16 protein-coding genes and 1 tRNA gene are annotated in these 18,904 nt (G+C 64.6%); 8 read left to right on the forward strand and 9 right to left on the reverse strand.

The genetic code is table 11. The features are described from left to right. Nucleotides 1-2 precede the first annotated feature (2 nt). Entirely contained in the window at nt 3-1,826 is a 1,824-nt protein-coding gene (locus tag BLU17_RS08600) for a M48 family metalloprotease (protein ID WP_091996301.1), read from the reverse strand. Nucleotides 1,827-1,970: 144 nt separating this feature from the next. Here BLU17_RS08600 and moaC point away from each other — a divergent pair, with 144 nt between their 5' ends. Beyond that, on the forward strand, nt 1,971-2,450 hold the full coding sequence (gene moaC, locus BLU17_RS08605; protein WP_091996302.1) for a cyclic pyranopterin monophosphate synthase MoaC: 480 nt from the start codon (nt 1,971-1,973) through the stop codon (nt 2,448-2,450). A 28-nt stretch (nt 2,451-2,478) separates the two neighbouring features. Continuing rightward, nucleotides 2,479-2,829, forward strand: a complete 351-nt coding sequence (locus tag BLU17_RS08610) for a nucleotide pyrophosphohydrolase (RefSeq protein WP_091996303.1) — start codon at nt 2,479-2,481, stop codon at nt 2,827-2,829. Between the two features lie 73 nt (nt 2,830-2,902). Here BLU17_RS08610 and BLU17_RS08615 read toward each other — a convergent pair whose 3' ends face one another. The 8 genes from BLU17_RS08615 to recA form a co-directional block, all read right to left on the reverse strand. Further along, complete coding sequence (locus BLU17_RS08615; protein ID WP_091996304.1) at nt 2,903-4,732, reverse strand: PglL family O-oligosaccharyltransferase; 1,830 nt, start codon at nt 4,730-4,732, stop codon at nt 2,903-2,905. 217 nt (nt 4,733-4,949) lie between these two features. Next, complete coding sequence (locus BLU17_RS08620) at nt 4,950-5,570, reverse strand: pilin (protein WP_425434075.1); 621 nt, start codon at nt 5,568-5,570, stop codon at nt 4,950-4,952. 129 nt (nt 5,571-5,699) lie between these two features. Beyond that, nucleotides 5,700-6,422, reverse strand: coding sequence for a TerC family protein (locus BLU17_RS08625; protein WP_091996306.1), 723 nt, complete (start codon nt 6,420-6,422; stop codon nt 5,700-5,702). Nucleotides 6,423-6,598: 176 nt separating this feature from the next. After that, nucleotides 6,599-7,480 carry a succinate--CoA ligase subunit alpha gene (gene sucD, locus BLU17_RS08630; protein WP_091996307.1) on the reverse strand — a complete coding sequence of 294 codons (882 nt, stop codon included), beginning with the start codon at nt 7,478-7,480 and terminating at the stop codon, nt 6,599-6,601. Between the two features lie 85 nt (nt 7,481-7,565). Beyond that, on the reverse strand, nt 7,566-8,732 hold the full coding sequence (gene sucC / locus BLU17_RS08635) for an ADP-forming succinate--CoA ligase subunit beta (protein WP_091996308.1): 1,167 nt from the start codon (nt 8,730-8,732) through the stop codon (nt 7,566-7,568). Between the two features lie 50 nt (nt 8,733-8,782). After that, nucleotides 8,783-9,478, reverse strand: a complete 696-nt coding sequence (locus BLU17_RS08640) for a DUF2889 domain-containing protein (RefSeq protein WP_091996309.1) — start codon at nt 9,476-9,478, stop codon at nt 8,783-8,785. Nucleotides 9,479-9,620: 142 nt separating this feature from the next. Further along, a complete protein-coding gene (gene recX, locus BLU17_RS08645; RefSeq protein ID WP_091996310.1) occupies nt 9,621-10,403 on the reverse strand; it encodes a recombination regulator RecX in 783 nt (260 codons plus the stop codon). Nucleotides 10,404-10,585: 182 nt separating this feature from the next. After that, entirely contained in the window at nt 10,586-11,662 is a 1,077-nt protein-coding gene (recA, locus tag BLU17_RS08650; RefSeq protein WP_091996311.1) for a recombinase RecA, read from the reverse strand. A gap of 235 nt (nt 11,663-11,897) precedes the next feature. On the opposite strand from recA, the gene BLU17_RS08655 reads away from it, so the two are divergent. The 6 genes from BLU17_RS08655 to BLU17_RS08680 all read left to right on the forward strand — a co-directional run bounded on the left by BLU17_RS08655 (nt 11,898) and on the right by BLU17_RS08680 (nt 18,321). Continuing rightward, entirely contained in the window at nt 11,898-12,641 is a 744-nt protein-coding gene (locus tag BLU17_RS08655; protein ID WP_091996312.1) for a response regulator transcription factor, read from the forward strand. 12 nt (nt 12,642-12,653) lie between these two features. Further along, nucleotides 12,654-14,288: a sensor histidine kinase gene (locus BLU17_RS08660; RefSeq protein ID WP_091996313.1), complete on the forward strand. Its 1,635-nt coding sequence runs from the start codon at nt 12,654-12,656 to the stop codon at nt 14,286-14,288. A 284-nt stretch (nt 14,289-14,572) separates the two neighbouring features. Continuing rightward, nucleotides 14,573-16,231: an MFS transporter gene (locus tag BLU17_RS08665; protein WP_091996314.1), complete on the forward strand. Its 1,659-nt coding sequence runs from the start codon at nt 14,573-14,575 to the stop codon at nt 16,229-16,231. Between the two features lie 115 nt (nt 16,232-16,346). Further along, nucleotides 16,347-16,423 (forward strand) — tRNA-Met (locus BLU17_RS08670). A gap of 228 nt (nt 16,424-16,651) precedes the next feature. Next, the gene (locus tag BLU17_RS08675) at nt 16,652-17,818 is read left to right on the forward strand and encodes an XRE family transcriptional regulator (protein ID WP_091996315.1); all 1,167 of its coding nucleotides are present in this window, start codon (nt 16,652-16,654) and stop codon (nt 17,816-17,818) included. A 2-nt stretch (nt 17,819-17,820) separates the two neighbouring features. Further along, nucleotides 17,821-18,321 (forward strand): DUF4411 family protein, encoded by a 501-nt coding sequence (locus BLU17_RS08680; protein WP_091996316.1) that lies wholly within the window; start codon nt 17,821-17,823, stop codon nt 18,319-18,321. The last annotated feature ends 583 nt before the right edge of the window (nt 18,322-18,904 follow it).

The raw sequence follows: 18,904 nt of genomic DNA on the forward strand, positions 1-18,904 counted from the left end.
GCTCAGCCGCGGCCCTCGTCCTTCTCGTCCTCGCGTTCCTGCTTGTAGCTCGCCTCGAAGTCGTGCAAGCGCGCCTCGATCGTCGACAGGTCGTAGTAGCTCACCGACTTCATGTCGCGCGCCTCCTTGAGCTGGCGGATGGCCGAGGGCCATGCGCCATCGAGCGCAAGCTTCTCGGCCATCGCGCGATGCTGCGTGAGCGTGTCGCCCGAGCCCGCGCTCGCCTGCGCCAGATAGAGCCACCACGTGCCCTGCTGCGGCTCGGACTCCGTCTCCGTGCGCGCGAGCGCCTGCGCGTCCTTGAAGCGGCGCGCCGCAAGCAGCGCCTGCAGCAGCGCATCGGTGGCCGCGTGCGAGGCGGGCCACGCCTTGTGCGCGGCCTCGCCGAGCCGCACGGCGTCGTCGGCGTGGCCCGAGCGGCGCGCGATCTCCACCTCGAGCACGTCGAGACTCGGCGAGTTCCGCGTCTTGCTGCCGTCCGCAGCCTCGAATCGCGCGAACGCCGCGCGAGCGTTCGCAAGCGACGCCGTGGCGTCGTCGTAGCGCTCGAGCAGCGTCTGCGCGTAGGCCATGCCGTACCAGTTCGCGGCGACGTTGAGCGCCGTGCGCTCGTCGAGCTCCGAGCGCAGACGCGAGAGTTCGTCGATGTAGTCGCCGCGCGTGCGGTCCTGGAGCACACGCACGCGCGCCCGCACGAAACCGTATTCGGGCGCCTGGCGCGGCTGGCGGTAGTCAGCGCGGCGCGCGCGGTCCTGCATGTCGGCGATGCGCTCGCCGTTGAGCGGGTGCGTGCGCGCGTAGGCCGGCACGCCGGCGTCGCCCATCGAGTCACGCTCCAGGCGCTCGAAGAACGCCACCATGCCCCATGGGTCGTAGCCCGCGCCCGTGAGCAGCTGGAAGCCCACGCGATCGGCTTCGTGCTCGGCGGCGCGCGAAAAACGCAACTGGCTGTCCACGGCGTAGGCCTGGCTGCCGACCGCGATCGCCCCCCCAAGATCGCCGCTGTGCGCGAGCACGCCCGCGAGAATGCCGAACAGCACGCCCGCCAGCGCGGCGAGGCCGGTGCGCTCGTTCTGCGAAAGCATGCGCGCGATGTGCCGCTGCAATACGTGGCCCATCTCGTGACCGAGCACGGAGGCGAGTTCCGATTCGGTTTGCGTGGCGACGATGAGGCCCGTGTTCACGCCGATGAAACCGCCCGGCAGCGAAAAGGCGTTGATCTGGCCGTCGCGGATCGCGAAGAGATCGAAGTCTGGCCGGTAGCCGCCGATGTACTGCGCGCTTGCCGCCGCGGCAAGACGTGCGGCGACCGAGTTGAGGTAATCGCGCACGAGCCAGTCGCCGATGTAGTCGGGGTCGCGGCGAATCTCGCGCATCACGCGCTCACCGATGCGGCGCTCGGCCTGCGGCGTGAGCGCGCCGCCGGAGCCGTCGCCGAGATCGGGCAGTTGCGGCATCCAGGCCGGTGCGCGCGCGCTGGCGCTGCCGTTTGCGCCACTGCTCGCACCGCTGCTGGCGCCGGTCGCGGCGGACTGACCCTGGCCTGAAAAGCGGCTCTGCGCGCCGCCGTAGGTACCGAACACGCCTTGAGCGATCGAGGCGGGGACGACGGGATCCGCCGCGTCGTCGAGCGGGCCGTTGACGAGCGCGGGCGCGTTGGAAGCGAGGCCCGTGGGAGCCGTGACGGACATGGCGGGAGCCGTCGACGTCGCACCCGGCGAGCCGCCGACGTTGAGCACGGAGGCGGTCGACGCCTGCGCGTACGCTTGCGGCTCGACCGCGAGCGACGCACACAACCAGACAGCAAGCAGCCGTTTCAAACGCATTGATGACAGGATCGGCGAATGCGGGACACTGGCGCGGCGGCGCGGGCACGTTGCGCGCCGCCGCGCGCTGACCGACCGATTGTAGCCCGCCGGGCGCCGCCCGCCGCGCTGCTAAGATAAGCATCCTTCAGGAAAGAGACCACCATGCCCGAACTCACCCATTTTGACGCAGCCGGCGACGCTCATATGGTCGATGTCGGCGGCAAGGCCGAAACGAAGCGCATCGCGCTTGCGAGCGGCACGATCCGCATGCTGCCGGAAACCTTCGCGCTGATCCGCGACGGTCACGCGAAGAAGGGCGATGTGATCGGCGTCGCGCGCATCGCCGCGATTCAGGGCGCGAAACGTACCTCGGATCTGATTCCGCTGTGCCATCCGCTCGCCATCACGCGAGTGAAAGTCGACTTCGCGCTCGACGAAGCGCTGCCGGGCGTGCACTGCACGGCGCAGGTCGAAACGCTCGGCCGCACGGGCGTGGAAATGGAAGCGCTGACCGCCGTGCAGGTCGGCCTGCTGACGGTCTACGACATGTGCAAGGCGGTGGACCGCGGCATGACGATCACCGATGTGCGCGTGCTGGAAAAGCACGGCGGGAAGTCGGGGGATTGGGTGGCGCAGGGTTGAGGCAACACGATTCCTTCAGGGTACGGCCATGACGATCGACGAGCTGCTAAAGCAGGTGCTGGAATTCCGCGATGCCCGCGACTGGAAGCAATTTCATACGTTGCGCAACCTGATCGTCTCGACGAGCATCGAGGCCGGCGAGCTCCTCGAGACGGTTCAGTGGAAGACCGATGCGCAGATCGACGCCCTGCTCGCCGATCCCGCGCAACTCGCGCACCTCAGGCACGAATGCGCGGACGTGTTCATCTACCTTTTGCTGGTCGCGCACACGGCGGGTATCGATCTGCTCGGTGCGGCCGCGGAAAAGCTCGAACTGAACGCTCAGCGCTATCCCGTGGAGAAGGCGAAGGGAACCGCCGCGAAATACTCCGAGCTTTGAGTACCCGACTCGCGGCGCGGGCCGCGCCGGTAGGGCACGGTATCTGCGGCGGCCACCGCGTGAGCCGCGAGGCTCAGTCGTCGGAATCGTCCCCGTCGTCCTCTTCGATCGACTTCGTCGCCTTCCCGTATTTCTTGACGAGCTGCGCCTTGAACCCCGCCAGCGTGTCCTGCTCGTCGAGCAAACCGTAAAGCGCGGCGAGTTGGGTCGGCCAGTCATGTAATTCCGTTGCGAAAATGCGCAGGCGCTCGACCGTATCGAATGCGCCCGCCGTGTCGCCGTTGAGCGCCTGCAACACCGCATAGCGGCGCAACACTGTTTCTCCCGGCAGCAGGGCGATGGCGCGCTGGTGCGCGTAGAGCTTGCTCGACAGGCTCGCGGCGTTCATCGGCAGCAACGTTGCCATGCCGTAGTCGCCCCACGCGCCGAAGAGACGCGAGGGATCGTCGGCGTAATCGCGCGCGGGATGCTGACCGTAGTACAGCACCTCGGCGCGGTTGTAGTCGCGCAGCACCGGGTACAACGCCGCAATGCCGCCGAACGCGACCACCGCATAGACGCCAAGCGACAGGCGCGGCGGCACGGCTCGCAGCGGCTTCGTCTCCAGCAGGCCGAACACGAACATCGCGGGCAGCAGGAAGAACATGTACTGCTGCGGGTATTCGACGAGCGCATGCATGACGAGCACGCCGATCAGCATGAAGCCGAACACGCGCTCGGCGGTATGCGGCGCACGCAGCGCACGCACGAACCAGGCGACGAGCCCGAGCACGACGATCGCCACGCCGGCGAGGCCGGTTTTGGCGAGCAGATCGATGAAGATATCGTGCGCGTTGTTGGCGATCTCTACGCCGCCGAGCAAACGCACGAGCTCGAACTGATGGATCGGGAAATCGCCCCAGCCGACGCCGAGCACCGGATGCGACTTGAACATCGTCCAGCCGTAGCGCCACAGCGCAATGCGCGGCGCGATCTGGCTTGCGTCCTTGAAGCGGTCGGCCGCCGACTGGTCGAGTTGAAGGTTGTAGCGAATGTTGGCCCAGCGCACGAACGCGTTCATGCCGACAAAGAGCACCAAAAGCGCGACCGGGACGATCCAGGCGCGCAGGCCGCCGACACGCATCCCGGCCGCACCGCCTTGACCGGCGCCGCCGCGCCCCTCGCCTTCCTCGCTGCGACAGCCCGTGAGCGCGATCCACACGCCCGCGACAAAAATCACGCCCACCTGCAGCCACGGCCCGCGCGACACCGTGAGCGCGAGGCCGCCCGCGTAGATCGCGGTCAGCACGCCCCACAGCAGGACGTTCAGCCGCCGCGTTTGCACGAGATACATCGCGCCCGCCATGGCAAAGGCGATGTAGGTGGCAAGGTGATTGGCCTGCGCCATGTTGCCGAATGGCCGGCGATCGACCGTCACGTTATAGGCGACGACGAGCGGCGTGACCTTCGTTTCGAGATGTAAGAGCTGGATGACCTGGCTGAACACGGCAAAGAGGCCGCCGATCTGCAGCGCGAACGCGCCCCATACGAGCGCCGCCCGCATGAGACGCGCGCGAGTGATGGTGTAGCCCGCATGCACCGCCACGAAAGCGGCGAGCAGATAGCCCGCGCCGAGCCAGTTCATCGAAGGCTGCGCGAGCGGCAGCGCGAACGTCTGGACGATCAGGAGCAGGCCGAAGAGGAGGGGCACGAGCGCGACCGTGGGCGACGCGAAGCCTCCGCCCATGCGCGCTGGGCGCACGAGTGCCAGCGCAGAGGCGCCGAGCAGCAAATAAAGCGCTAGCGCGACGAATTCCGAGTAGAACGTAGGAATCGGATACGTGTGGTTGACGACGGCATAGGGCAGCGTCAACGCGAGGGCCAGCAAGACGAACGTAAGGTAACGCGCAAAATTGGAGGGCATGAGTTGGGCGGGGGGCATCAGCAACGGGGCACTATACAAAACTTTTTCCCCGCTGTGCGGGTACGGCCGTTTGGGCCGCACTCGCTCGTATGGCGCGAGCGGCGCGACCAGCGCAATTTCTCGCTCGCGCCGGCGATGCATCCGCTGCACGAACAGGCGCGCTGTTGCTCTCGCACCGAGGCACCGCGATCCTGGACGCGTGCCTCGAATGCAACGGTCAGGCGCGGCACTCCGGCGGCGCGAGATTGGCCGGCAGCGTCGCGGCGTCCGCAGGCGCCGGTCCAGCGCCTGGCGCGCCAAGCGACGAAGCGGTCTTGCCCGATGCGAAGCACTCCCACGTGAGCGTACCGCCCTGCACGCTGCCCCGCGCGAGCGCGACGCGCGCGGTGGGTGCTTCCGCGCTGTCGGGCACCGAGGGCACGAGCACGATCGTGTTGCTGCCTTCGGGCGACACGCGCGACGTGAATGCGACCGTGATCTGCCCGGTCGCGTCGTCGATGTGCAGCGACTCCACGTTGCGGGTGGAAGGCGGCACCGTGTAACCCGCGCCGAACGCGTTGCCGCTCGCGGCGTTCTCCGCTACGGCGAGCCGCGCCGAAGCCGCGAGCGAGAGGCCCTCGCCCACGCGGCTGCGGGCGAGATAGTCCTGGTACGCGGGGATCGCATAAGCGGCGATCACGCCGACGATCGCGAGCACGATCATCAGCTCGATCAGCGTGAAGCCGCGAGAAGTCCAGCGGCGAGCGAAGCGCGTAAAGCGCGCGAAGCCAGCGAAACACGCGCTCGGGGAAGTCGAGCCGCCAAACGCCAACGGGCTCGAAGGAAGTACGGATACGATCATCGTCAGAGCTCCTGAAACAAGAAACGCCCGCTCACAACCGTGAACAGGCGTCTTGATCGTATCGGCGGCCCTGCTTGCGCGGCAGTCGGCCAAATGGCATAGGCCCGCCGGCAGAGCCGATCTGTCTCAGTGCGATTGCGGCCCTTGCGCCTGCGCGCGCCGCGCGTTGCGCCGCCTGAGCAGATGCCCGAGCACGACGACGAACACCGCCCCCGCCACGCACATGCCGTACTCGGCCACGGGCGTGTCGAGCATCGGCCAGCGGTCGCCGGCGGGGTCGTTGACGATGAGCCCGCCGGCGATCCAGCCGAGCAGCCCTGCGCCGAGCGTCACGATCAGCGGATACCGGTCGAGCAACCTGAGCACGAGCTGGCTCCCCCAGACGATGAGCGGAATGCTCACCATCAGCCCGAAGATCACGAGCGCGATGCGATGGCGGGGATCGGCGGCTTCGGCCGCGCCCGCGATCGCCACGACGTTGTCGAGGCTCATCACCGCGTCGGCGACGATGATCGTTTTGATCGCGCCGATCAGCTTGTCGGCGGGCTTCACGTTGGCGTGCTCGAGATGCGCGGGCGCGAGAAGGCGCACGCCGATCCACAGCAGCAGCAGGCCGCCCGCGAACTTCAGGAACGGCACGTTGAGCAGCACCACGGCAAAAGCGATCAGCACCACGCGCAACGCGATCGCCCCCGCGGTGCCCCAGAGGATGCCGCGCAGTCGCTGCTGCGAAGGCAGGTCGCGGCAGGCGAGCGCGATTACCACGGCGTTGTCGCCGCCGAGCAGGATGTCGATGACGATGATCTGGATGACAGCGCCCCAGTGGAGCGACGCGAAAAATTCGAGCATGAAGACGGGGACTCAGGATCGGCGGCTCTGGCAGCGAGCCAAATAAAAAAGCGAGGAAGCCATGACTGGCTTCCTCGCTCTGTGTTCGGAAACCTCGTGAAAGGATTCCGCAAGCATAGCAAAAATCGCTGGCCGCTCGCGCTTACGTGATGCGCGAGAGCCAGCGAATTTCGAATTTACAGCACCGACTTCAGCAGACGGCCCATTTCCGACGGATTGCGCGTCACCTTGATGCCGCAGCCGTCCATGATTTCCAGCTTCGCGTCGGCCGTGTCCGCACCGCCCGCGATCAGCGCGCCGGCGTGGCCCATGCGCTTGCCCGGAGGCGCCGTGACGCCCGCGATGAAGCCGACCACCGGCTTCTTCATGTTGTCCTTGATCCAGTAAGCGGCGTTCGCTTCGTCCGGACCGCCGATCTCGCCGATCATGATGACGGCGTCCGTGTCCGGATCGTCGTTGAACATCTTCATGACGTCGATGTGCTTCAGACCGTTGATCGGGTCGCCGCCGATACCGACCGCCGACGACTGGCCGAGGCCGAGCGCGGTGAGCTGCGCCACGGCTTCGTACGTCAGCGTGCCCGAGCGCGACACGACGCCGATACGGCCCTTGCGGTGGATGTGACCCGGCATGATGCCGATCTTCAGCTCGTCCGGCGTGATCGTGCCGGGGCAGTTCGGGCCGAGGAGCAGCGTCTTGCGGCCTTCGCGGCGCATACGGTCCTTCACTTCGATCATGTCGCGCACGGGAATGCCTTCCGTGATGCAGATCGCGAGATCGAGATCGGCCTCGACGGCTTCCCAGATCGCGGCGGCGGCGCCTGCGGGCGGCACGTAGATAACCGAAACGGTCGCGCCGGTGGCGTCCTTCGCCTCGCGCACGTTCGCGTAGATGGGAATGCCCTCGAAGTCCTCGCCGGCCTTCTTCGGGTTCACGCCCGCGACGAACGCTTCGCGGCCGTTGGCGTATTCACGGCAGGCGCGCGTGTGGAACTGCCCGGTCTTGCCGGTGATGCCCTGCGTGATGACCTTGGTGTCTTTGTTGATCAGAATCGACATGTATTGACCTCTGTTCGCTTGGCGCTGCGCGTCGCGTCAGCCGCAGCTTTCGCGCCGTCGCCACGCCATTCGTATCCGGTGAAAATTACTTGCCTTCGGCAGCCGCGACGACCTTCTGCGCGGCCTCTTCCATGCTGTCTGCCGAAATGATCGGGAGGCCCGATTCGGCCAGCATCTTCTTGCCGAGGTCCTCGTTCGTGCCCTTCATGCGCACGACGAGCGGCACGTTCAGGTTCACGGCCTTCGAACCGGCGATCACGCCTTCCGCGATCACGTCGCAGCGCATGATGCCGCCGAAGATGTTGACGAGGATCGCCTTCAGGCCCGGGTTCTTGAGCATGAGCTTGAACGCTTCGGTGACCTTCTCGGTCGTGGCGCCGCCGCCGACGTCGAGGAAGTTCGCCGGCTCGCCGCCGAACAGCTTGATGGTGTCCATCGTCGCCATGGCGAGGCCCGCGCCGTTCACCAGACAGCCGATGTTGCCGTCGAGCGAAATGTACGCAAGGTCGAACTTCGAGGCTTCGATTTCAGCCGGATCTTCTTCGTCCAGGTCGCGGTAAGCGACGATGTCCGGGTGGCGGAACAGCGCGTTGGAGTCGAAGTTGAACTTCGCGTCGAGCGCGATGACCTTGCCGTCGCCGGTCAGGATGAGCGGGTTGATTTCGGCGAGCGATGCATCGGTTTCCCACGTTGCCTTGTACAGGCCTTGCAGGATCGCGCGGGCTTGCGGAATCGACGCTTCCGGCACGCCGATCTTGCGGGCGAGATCGTCCGCTTCGGCGTCCTTCAGGCCCGTTGCCGGATCGACGGCGACCTTGTGGATCGCTTCCGGCGTCCTGGCCGCGACTTCTTCGATGTCCATGCCGCCTTCGCTCGACGCCATGACGACGACCTTCTGCGAAACACGGTCGATCACGAGGCCGACATACAGTTCCTTCTTGATGTCAGCGCCTTCTTCGATCAGCAGACGGTTGACCTTCTGGCCTTCCGGACCGGTCTGGTGCGTGACGAGCTGCATGCCGAGGATCTGGTTCGCGTACTCGCGGACCTGCTCGAGCGACTTCGCGACCTTCACGCCGCCGCCCTTGCCGCGGCCGCCCGCGTGGATCTGCGCCTTGACGACCCAAACCGGACCGCCCAGCTCTTCAGCGGCCTTGACCGCGTCATCCACCGAAAACACCGGCTTGCCGCGCGGGACCGCGACTCCGAATTTCCGCAGGATTTCCTTACCCTGGTACTCATGAATCTTCATGCGTGATTCCTTCAGTCTGAGAGTTGGAGTGAACTTCGATTCCGCTGTTCTTATTCATGCGCGACGGCGTCGGCCCTGCCCTCCTGGCCCGGGCCACGGCTGTCGCGCACGCTGGTGGCTTGTGCGCCGCGCTCTATTGAACGCGGCACATGGCCATACCAACGCGGATAAAACTGCTTCACCGCCTCCCCGTCGAACCGCAGCGCGTGGCAGCGGCCGAGCTGGAAGGGCGGCTTTTCGCCGACGGACTCGTTGCCTCCGGCGGTCTTGCCGAGTTCCGGTCCGGGCTCTTCGCCCGGCGAGCCATTCGATGCGTCCCACACTTCTCCAACGAATGCCTGGATCGCGACCGTCGGCAGTACGCCCAACATTTCTGTGAGATGCGTGCAGCCAGCCGTGCCGGCGAGGAGCCGGCCCGCTTCGCGGCGGAAGTTCTGGAGGAGATTGAGCCCGATAAGGGCCCGATAGGCGGGTTGAGCGTTCTGGCACTGACCGTCATAAGGCACCCAGTCGGACGACGCTTCGGCGTCGACGACGTTGAGCTTGCGATCGATCGTAATGCGCAGCCAGAGTTCATGGATCGGCAGACCATTGGGCCGGACACCGGCGGCGAGCGGCACGTCGCGTGGCTTGTGATCGGTCAGGCACGCGTCGATGTCCCACAGGCCGTCTTCGCGCTCGTAGGCAACCGCCCGGATGGCGCGCTGATGGCGCAACTGGCGGCGCACGGGCGTGGGAAGCGGCATGCTGAAGGTAAGACCGGATTGGAAAACCCGGCGATTTTAACATACCGGGTATTTGAGACAGCCGCGAATACACAGGCCCTACAAGGGTTTACATGCGGGCTTGCGCGCAAGCCCGCATGTGGCGATTTCCTGGACGGCCGGCTCAGGAATCGGAGCAGCCTTCCTCGAAACCCTTGAGGATCTTGCCGATGATCGACATCGAAAAGCCGCGCGCCGCGAGAAAGCGCGCCTGGCGCGCGCGTTCCGCAGGCGTTTCTGGCAACTGGCCGTACTTCTTCTGCCAGACGGCGCGGGCGCGCACGAGCTCGGTCTCGCGCAATTGCGTGCTCAGTTCTTCGATGAGCGCGTCGCCTACCGCGTGGCGCTTGAGCTCGCTGACGATGCGCCCCGATCCCACGCGCGCCGCGCGACGGTGCACGACACTTTCGGCGAAGCGAACGTCGGAGAGCCAACCCTCGCGCTCGAGCGAATCGAGCAGCGCTTCGAGCGCGTCAGCGTCTTCGGTGTACGGCATGAGCTTGCGGGAGAGCTCGGCGCGGCTGTATTCGCGGCGCGAAAGATAGCCGAGCGCGCGGCCCTTCAGGGAGCGCTCGGGGCACTGCTTTGCCGCCGACGATTTTTCGTGCGCGCTTTCTCGTGCGGCGCGTGTGGCGGAACTGCGCTCGTAGCGGTCCGCTTTCGGTATGGCGGACTCGTCGGACTCGGCAATGGATGTTCGATACCGCTTCCTCGACTGCGCAGCTTCGAATAAAGGATCGGCGGACACGTTCGGCGACGCTTCAACAGCCGCGCCAAAGAATGCTTCGAACGGCACCTCGAAAACCGCGCCCCCCTCTTCGCTGAGATCGGCGGGCGAGGAGCACGCCGCGCCAGAATGCGCAAAACCGTGCTCGCCCGCTCGGGCGCCGCGGCTTGAAATGCTCATGGGCGACTCGGCGGGCTTCGCAGCGGAGCGCCTCTCAGCGCCCCGATCTGCAGGCGAACCTACGCGCAAGTCCGTCCGCTCGCCAGACGGCGAGGACGAAGAAGACGCGGAAGACGCTGGAGACGCCACCGACGCCGAAGCGGACCCGCCCTTGCGCATCAGCTCGCCTTATCTACGAGGGCTTATTCTTCGTCGGCGATCTCGACTTCGCCGTCGTCGTTGACGCCGTCGGGCATGGTGCTCACGCCGAGCGATTCGCGGATGCGGTTTTCGATTTCGCGGGCGATGTCCGCGTTCTCACGCAGAAATTCGCGGGCGTTGTCCTTGCCCTGGCCAATGCGCTCGCCGTTATAGCTGTACCACGCGCCCGCCTTGTCGACGATCTTGGCCTGCACGCCGAGGTCGATGATTTCGCCCTGACGCGAAATGCCCTCGCCATAAAGAATATCGAACACGGCCTCGCGGAACGGCGGCGAGACCTTGTTCTTCACGACCTTCACGCGCGTTTCGCTGCCGATCACTTCATCGTTTTTCTTGATCGAACCGATACGGCGAATGTCCAGACGCACCGACGCGTAGAACTTGAGCGCGTTGCCGCCCGTGGTGGTTTCCGGATTGCCGAACATCACGCCAATCTTCATGCGGATCTGGTTGATGAAGATCACCATGCAGTTCGTCTTCTTGATCGTGCCGGTGAGCTTGCGCAGCGCCTGCGACATCAGACGCGCCTGCAGACCCGGCAGCGAGTCGCCCATCTCGCCTTCGATTTCCGCCTTCGGCACGAGCGCCGCAACCGAGTCGATCACGATCATGTCGATCGAGCCCGAGCGCACGAGTGCGTCCGCGATTTCGAGCGCCTGCTCGCCCGTGTCCGGTTGCGAGATGAGCAGTTCCGGCACGTTCACGCCGAGCTTGGAGGCGTATTGCACGTCGAGCGCGTGTTCCGCGTCGATGAACGCCGCCGTGCCGCCGAGCTTCTGCATTTCGGCGATCACCTGGAGCGTGAGCGTGGTCTTGCCCGACGATTCCGGACCGTAGATCTCGACCACACGGCCGCGCGGCAGGCCGCCCACGCCGAGCGCGATGTCGAGGCCGAGCGAACCGGTGGAGACCACCTGGATGTCCTCGACCGCGTCGCCGTCGCCGAGTCGCATGATCGACCCCTTGCCGAACTGCTTTTCGATCTGCGCGAGCGCGGCGGCCAGCGCCTTGCTCTTTTCAGCAGTCAGCCCAGCCGAGCCTTTCTTGCTATCTTCCATGAATCGTCCTTTGCTATGATGAACGGCGTCTCGTGACCATGTGCACGCCCTATTCGGGCTGGTGCGCACGAACGCAGATACTGTATAAAAAAACAGTGGTTTTGGCAAGCCTTTCCGGCTAACCCGAACCGCGAATTTCGGGAGACCGCCGCGCGTCGACTGGCCGCGCCCTCAAGGGCGCGGCGCGGCGCGGGCTACGAGGCTCCAGAAGCCTCGAAGGCGACGCTGGCGCAACATGCGAATCCTCATTGCCGAAGACGACAGCATACTCGCGGACGGCCTTGTCCGATCACTCCGCCAATCGGGCTATGCCGTCGATCACGTGCGTAGCGGCGTGGACGCCGATACGGCCTTGTCGATGCAGTCGTTCGACTTGCTGATCCTCGATCTGGGCCTGCCGAAAATGCCGGGCCTCGAAGTGCTGCGCCGTTTGCGCGCGCGCAATTCCAACCTGCCCGTGCTGATCCTCACCGCCGCCGACAGCGTCGACGAGCGCGTGAAAGGCCTCGACCTCGGCGCCGACGACTACATGGCCAAGCCCTTCGCGCTCAACGAGCTCGAGGCGCGCGTGCGCGCGCTCACGCGGCGTGGCGCAGGCGGCGGCCCGACCGTCGTGCGCCACGGCGCGCTTTCGTTCGACCAGGTGGGGCGCGTCGCGCGCATCAACGACCAGGTGCTCGACCTTTCGGCACGCGAGCTCGGCGTGCTCGAAGTGCTGCTGCAGCGGCTCGGACGGCTCGTCTCGAAAGAGCAGCTCGTCGATCACCTGTGCGAATGGGGCGAGGAAGTCAGCAACAATGCGATCGAGGTCTACGTCCACCGGCTGCGCAAGAAGCTCGAAGCGGGTGGCGTGCGCATCGTGACCGTGCGCGGGCTTGGCTACTGCCTCGAAAAGGAATCGAAAGAAGCGCCGGCGCGGGCCTCGGCCGGCGCGCCCGATGCGCCGCCGCCGATGCCCGCCAGCCACTACTTCAAGTAACCGGGAGCGACGATGGCCGGGCGTCCTTCCGCCACGCGCTCTGCGCCGCATAAAGATGCCGCAAGCACGGCCGGGGCGGGCGCGCCGGGCGCATCCGCGTTCGCCGCCGACGCCCTCGACGACGAGGCGCGGGACGCCCGCTACGCCAACCCGTTCGCGCCGCCCGACGAAGCCGAAGCCGTCGCCGAGGCGCGGCCGCGCTCGCTGTTCGGCGAAATCCTCGACTGGATGCTCGCGCCGTTGCTGCTGCTCTGGCCGATGAGCATCGCGGTCACGTATCTGGTTGCGAAGTCGATCGCGAACGGGCCCTTCGACCGCGCGCTCGAAACCGACGCCTATGTGCTCGCGCGCCAGATCCATCCCGTGAACGGCGTGGCCGAGTTGACGCTGCCCGCCTCCACGCGCGACTTCCTGCGCGCCGATAACGTCGACAGCGTGTTCTACCAGGTGCTCGGCAGCCGTGGCGAGCTCGTGGGCGGCGACCGCGACATGCCGTTGCCGCACGACGACGACCGCCCGCCGCCGGGCGTGGTCGAGTTCCGCGACGACACGCTGCACGGCATCGACATTCGCGTGGCCTATACGACGGTCGAACCGGAGCGTCTCGCCGCCGGCGCCCCGCAAAATCAGCCCGTGCTCGTGCAGGTCGCGGAGACGCTGGACAAGCGCCGGCAGCTCGCCAACGACATCATCAAGGGCGTGATCCTGCCGCAGTTCGTGATCTTGCCGCTCGCGATCCTGCTCGTGTGGTTCGGGCTTTCGCGCGGCCTCGCGCCCTTGCACGCGCTGCAGTCGAACATCCGCATGCGCCGCCCCGACGACCTCTCGCCGCTCGAAGCGCGCCGCGCACCGCCCGAAATCGAGCCGCTCGTCACCTCGTTCAACGATCTGCTCACGCGGCTCGAACAGAACATGGAGCTGCAAAAGCGCTTCATCGCCGACGCCGCGCATCAGATGAAAACGCCGCTCGCGGGTCTGCGCACCCAGGCCGAGCTCGCGCTGCGCCAGAACGCACCCGCCGAAGTGCACCGCTCGCTCGAGCAGATCGCGACGAGTTCCGAGCATGCCGCGCGGCTCGTCACGCAGCTGCTCGCGCTCGCGCGCGCGGAAAACCGCATGTCCGGCCAGATCTTCACGCCGGTCGACGTCGCCGATGTGGCGCGCCACGCCGTGCGCGACTGGGTGCAGCCGGCGCTCGCCAAGCAGATGGACCTCGGCTACGAAGGCCCCGAAAAGGCGTACGGCGGCGAGGAAGGCGATGGCGAAGCGGCAGCGCGCGTCGAAGTGGACGGCAATCCCGTGATGCTGCGCGAGATGCTTTCGAATCTCATCGACAACGCCATCCGCTACACGCCGGCGGGCGGGCGCATCACCGTGCGCGTACGGCCGCAGGCCGCCGCAGGCGTGGTCCACCTCGAAGTGGAAGACACGGGCATCGGCATTCCGGCCGCCGAGCGCGAGCGCGTGATCGAGCGCTTCTACCGCATCCTCGGGCGCGACGGCGAAGGCAGCGGGCTCGGTCTCGCGATCGTGCGCGAGATCGCCACGATGCACGGCGGGACGCTCGCCATCGACGACCACGTCTATCAGGACACGCCTCGCCTCGCCGGAACGCTCGTGCGCGTGACGCTGCGGCTGCGAAACTGACGGACCGGCTCCGAAAACCGGGATGGGACTTTCCCTTACCCCGCGCGCAACGCAAGGCGCCACCGATCCCCATCAAAAGACGTTACCATCACGATTGGCGACGTTAGACATAAATTAGACGACGATCACCCGCCACCCCTTTCCCGCGCCCCGTCTCAAAAACCTGCGCGCGCGTCAGAAGCCCGTAAGTTTCCATTCCAATAATGCATCGCAGGACCACCGGCGGCAGAGTGCCGCATGACCGCGCCGGGCGGGCCACACGCATATCAATACTGGAGACATATATGGCAACCGTTGGCGGACAAGTCTCGCACGCGCCGATGACGAGCGACGAAAAACGCGTGATCTTCGCGTCGTCGCTCGGCACGGTGTTCGAGTGGTACGACTTCTACCTGGCCGGATCACTTGCGGCCTTCATCAGCAAGAGCTTCTTCTCTGGCGTCAATCCGACGGCGGGCTTCATCTTCACGCTGCTCGGCTTCGCCGCGGGCTTCGCCGTCCGCCCGTTCGGCGCGATCGTGTTCGGGCGCCTCGGCGACCTCGTGGGACGCAAGCATACGTTCCTCGTCACGATCGTCATCATGGGCGTCTCGACCTTCGTGGTCGGCTTCTTGCCGGGCTACGCGTCGATCGGCATTGCATCGCCGGTGATCTTCATCGGCATGCGTCTGCTGCAGGGCCTCGCGCTCGGCGGCGAGTACGGCGGCGCCGCGACCTACGTGGCCGAGCACTCGCCGCCCGGACGTCGCGGCTTCTACACCGCATGGATCCAGACGACGGCCACGCTTGGCCTGTTCCTCTCGCTCCTCGTGATCCTCGGCGTGCGGACCTTCATCGGCGAAGAACAGTTTGCCGCATGGGCCTGGCGCATTCCGTTCATCGCCTCGATCCTGCTGCTCGCCGTTTCGGTGTGGATCCGCCTGCAGCTCGACGAATCGCCGGCGTTCAAGCGCATCAAGGCGGAAGGCAAGGTCTCGAAGGCGCCCCTCAAGGAAGCGTTCGGTCAGTGGAAGAACCTCAAGGTCGTGCTGCTCGCCCTCTTCGGCGTGGCCGCAGGCCAGGCCGTGGTCTGGTACACGGGCCAGTTCTACGCACTCTTCTTCCTCACGCAGACGCTCAAGGTGGACGGCGCCAGCGCCAACATCCTGATTGCGCTGGCGCTCCTGATCGGCACGCCGTTCTTCCTGTTCTTCGGCTCGCTCTCGGACAAGATTGGCCGCAAGCCCATCATCATGGCCGGCTGCCTGATCGCGGCGCTCACCTACTTCCCGCTCTTCAAGGCGCTCACGCACTACGCGAACCCCGCCCTCGAAGCGGCCACGCAGCGCGCGCCGATTGTCGTCATCGCGAACCCGGACGAGTGCTCGTTCCAGTTCAACCCGGTTGGCACGTCGAAGTTCACGAGTTCGTGCGACATCGCGAAGAGCGCGCTCTCGAGGGCCGGCCTGAACTACGACAACGTGGCCGCGCCGGCTGGCACGCTGGCGCAGATCAAGGTGGGCGACACGACCATCGACACATTTGACGGTCGCGCGCCCGACGCGAAGGAAGCGGGCGCGACATTCGAAAAGACGCTCGCGTCCGCGCTGAAGGCGGCGGGCTATCCGCTCAAGGCCGATCCGGCCCAGCTCAACTGGCCGATGACGGTGGTCATCCTCACGATCCTCGTGATCTTCGTGACCATGGTGTACGGCCCGATTGCGGCGATGCTGGTCGAGATGTTCCCGACACGTATCCGCTACACCTCGATGTCGCTGCCGTATCACATTGGCAACGGCTGGTTCGGCGGCTTCCTGCCGGCAACGGCCTTCGCGATCGTGGCGGCGAGGGGCAATATCTACTCGGGCCTCTGGTATCCGATTGTCATCGCGCTGGCGACTTTCGTGATCGGCATGCTGTTCGTGAAGGAAACCAAGGACTCGGATATTTACGCGCAGGATTGATGGTCGGCCGGGGCGCCTGCTAGACGGCGCTTTTCGTCCGGCAGGCGCCAGTTTGCAAAAAGATGGCGAAAGGGGTTGACACGGCTCTGCCGCATCGCCATAATTCGTCTTCTTCGGCGAATTAGCTCAGTCGGTTAGAGCGACGGAATCATAATCCGCAGGTCCGGGGTTCGAGTCCCTGATTCGCCACCATATAAAACAAAGGGTTAGCTTCGGCTAACCCTTTGTCATTTCTGGCCACTGTCAACGATGTGTCAACGGCGGTGCGTGGGCTTTTCTACGCCGTTGGCGCCAATCCGACACCGCCTCCAAACATCATCGGGTAAGATGGCCGTTGGCTGAACTCGGGGTGTAGGTCAGCCGACGTCAGCTCCCTTGCGGGGGCAAGAATGAAAACGAGTCGTAACGACCGCTAAGATCATGGCCGAGGCGCAGATTAATCCCGCGATACTGACTTGGGCGATCCAGCGCTCTGGTATCGACGTGCCCGCGTTGGCAGAGAAGTTGGGGACCGCCTCTGCTCGAGTGTTGGCTTGGGAGACTGGAGAACGCAAACCGACCTTCCGGCAAGCTCGACGTATTGCCGAGATTACGCACATCCCATTTGGCTATTTCTATCTGCCTGAGCCCCCGGATGAGCCCCTCCCTATTGCAGACTTTCGAACGGTAGGCGACGACCCCGTCCGACCGCTGGGCGCTGATTTTCGAGACATACTCGATGACGTTCTGCGTAAGCAAGCTTGGTTTCGAGAGTATCGACAGTTACAAGGCTATCAGCCGCTGGAATTTATAGGTCGGTTTAACATCCGGGCCACGGCGCCTGAAATTGCGGCCGATATCCGACGCGTTTTGGCGATTACAGCGCAGGATCGGCACAACTGCCAAAACTGGGAAGAGTATTTGCGGCTGTTGATCGAGAGGATAGAGGATATTGGAATTCTCGTGATGCGCTCGGGGATTGTTGGTAACAATACTCACCGCCCCTTATCCGTCGATGAATTTCGTGGCTTTGTAATTGCTGATCAGTATGCGCCTGTCATATTTCTCAATGGCAAGGACGCGAAAGCTGCTCAAATATTCACGGTCATTCACGAGCTCGCGCACCTGTGGCTTGGGGAAAGCGGGGTATCTAACGAGAAGATCAGTTCGGCCCAACACCACGGCAGCGATCTCGAACGGCTATGTAATGCCACAGCCGCTGAATTTTTAGTTCCGGCAGCTGAATTTCGTGCCTTGTGGAGTGGGCACGCCGATTTTTCGGCTCAAGTTAGAGAGCTTGCCCGGGCGTTTAAGGTGAGCGGCGTCGTCGTTGGTAGGCGTGCCGTCGAGCTGCAGCTCGCGCCTTGGAACGACTTCGCTGACTTCTACCAAGCTGAACGTGATGCTTGGGCGGCAGCTGCGGCCCGGCAGGCTAGCGGCGGTAATCCGTATAAAACTTCTGCAGTAAGGAACAGCAAGCTGCTAACCAAGGCTGTGCTCGAAACCGCGTTTGAAGGACGAATGCTCATACGCGATGCGAGTAGCTTGCTTGGAGTAGCGCCCGCAAACTTGAAAAAGCTTGCGAGCAGCGTGTACGGGGAAGAATAAGAATGTACCTGCTGGATACCAATATCTTCATTGAGGCACAGAATCGCTACTACGCAAGCGATATTTGCCCGGGCTTCTGGAACTGGTTGGACGACGCCAACGCACGGGGCATGATTGCGAGTATCAGCGAAGTCTATGACGAGCTCGCGGGTCGAGGCGACGGCCTCGCTCAATGGATAGAAGCGCGACACGGTACCGGCTGGTTCCTAGATGTTTCCGATGCGGCAACTCAGACTTCATTCGCTGAGGTCGTTCGGCACGTAGAGTCAGTCGAGCGCTACACGCGACCGAACAAGAATCTGTTCCTTGGGGGTGCAGATCCTTGGCTTGTTGCAAAAGCTCGGACCATGGGCTGGGGAGTTGCAACCCACGAGCAGTACAGCGAGAATTCGACAAAAGTAAAGATTCCTAATGTATGTCGCAATTTTGGCGTCGATAGCCGGAATACGTTTGACGTCTTGCGCCAGTTGAAAGCCACCTTCGGATGGAACCGTCCAAACTGACCTACCGGTAAAAGTCGGTGGATGCTGATAAGGAGCAGTTGAGGCGAGCTGCGCAGCTCGAACGCGAAGAGCAGCGCCTAGTTGCTCATGCTGGCGTGGCTGCATTGCTGCGCGATCGCGCTTGTGCGCGAGCCGTAGTTGCCAACGCATCAAGTCAAGTTGCGAAATGGGAGCAAGGCCAGTTGTGCAGCCGCGATTACATCGACGCATGGCGGTCGCTGCTTGCAGGCCCCCCCGAGGCGATCGCAGAGTTACTAAGGCCCGCACGCCCTATGCTGAGCACATGAGGCAAAATACGCCATTCGCTTGCTATTTGCGCGGGTACTGACGGCCAATTGAGTGGTGAGTGTCTCCAATGGAGACACTTCTGTTATTTCCGAGATCGCCCTGACGGGACTAGAGCGTGCTAGAGGCTTTGTAGCATCCGGCTTGCGGCGTTCTTTTGCTCATGTTCTTTCCTTTCGATCTCAATTTGTCGAAGCGGATTAAGAGCGGCTAACACAAGTCATCAACGAAGCGCGAACAGATAACGGCAGCAGCCAGGGAGAGCAACGCGACATGAATGTCGAGACGACGCTCGAAA

Origin of the sequence: Paraburkholderia lycopersici (assembly GCF_900096975.1) — a bacterium.
Taxonomy (GTDB): Bacteria; Pseudomonadota; Gammaproteobacteria; order Burkholderiales; family Burkholderiaceae; genus Paraburkholderia; species Paraburkholderia lycopersici.

Bases quoted from the DNA above. Each gene is read 5' to 3' on its own strand.
- BLU17_RS08600 (WP_091996301.1), bottom strand. From the start codon at position 1,826: ATGCGTTTGAAACGGCTGCTTGCTGTCTGGTTGTGTGCGTCGCTCGCG.
- moaC (WP_091996302.1), top strand. From the start codon at position 1,971: ATGCCCGAACTCACCCATTTTGACGCAGCCGGCGACGCTCATATGGTC.
- BLU17_RS08610 (WP_091996303.1), top strand. From the start codon at position 2,479: ATGACGATCGACGAGCTGCTAAAGCAGGTGCTGGAATTCCGCGATGCC.
- BLU17_RS08615 (WP_091996304.1), bottom strand. From the start codon at position 4,732: ATGCCCTCCAATTTTGCGCGTTACCTTACGTTCGTCTTGCTGGCCCTC.
- BLU17_RS08625 (WP_091996306.1), bottom strand. From the start codon at position 6,422: ATGCTCGAATTTTTCGCGTCGCTCCACTGGGGCGCTGTCATCCAGATC.
- sucD (WP_091996307.1), bottom strand. From the start codon at position 7,480: ATGTCGATTCTGATCAACAAAGACACCAAGGTCATCACGCAGGGCATC.
- sucC (WP_091996308.1), bottom strand. From the start codon at position 8,732: ATGAAGATTCATGAGTACCAGGGTAAGGAAATCCTGCGGAAATTCGGA.
- BLU17_RS08640 (WP_091996309.1), bottom strand. From the start codon at position 9,478: ATGCCGCTTCCCACGCCCGTGCGCCGCCAGTTGCGCCATCAGCGCGCC.
- recX (WP_091996310.1), bottom strand. From the start codon at position 10,403: ATGAGCATTTCAAGCCGCGGCGCCCGAGCGGGCGAGCACGGTTTTGCG.
- recA (WP_091996311.1), bottom strand. From the start codon at position 11,662: ATGGAAGATAGCAAGAAAGGCTCGGCTGGGCTGACTGCTGAAAAGAGC.
- BLU17_RS08655 (WP_091996312.1), top strand. From the start codon at position 11,898: ATGCGAATCCTCATTGCCGAAGACGACAGCATACTCGCGGACGGCCTT.
- BLU17_RS08660 (WP_091996313.1), top strand. From the start codon at position 12,654: ATGGCCGGGCGTCCTTCCGCCACGCGCTCTGCGCCGCATAAAGATGCC.
- BLU17_RS08665 (WP_091996314.1), top strand. From the start codon at position 14,573: ATGGCAACCGTTGGCGGACAAGTCTCGCACGCGCCGATGACGAGCGAC.
- BLU17_RS08675 (WP_091996315.1), top strand. From the start codon at position 16,652: ATGGCCGAGGCGCAGATTAATCCCGCGATACTGACTTGGGCGATCCAG.
- BLU17_RS08680 (WP_091996316.1), top strand. From the start codon at position 17,821: ATGTACCTGCTGGATACCAATATCTTCATTGAGGCACAGAATCGCTAC.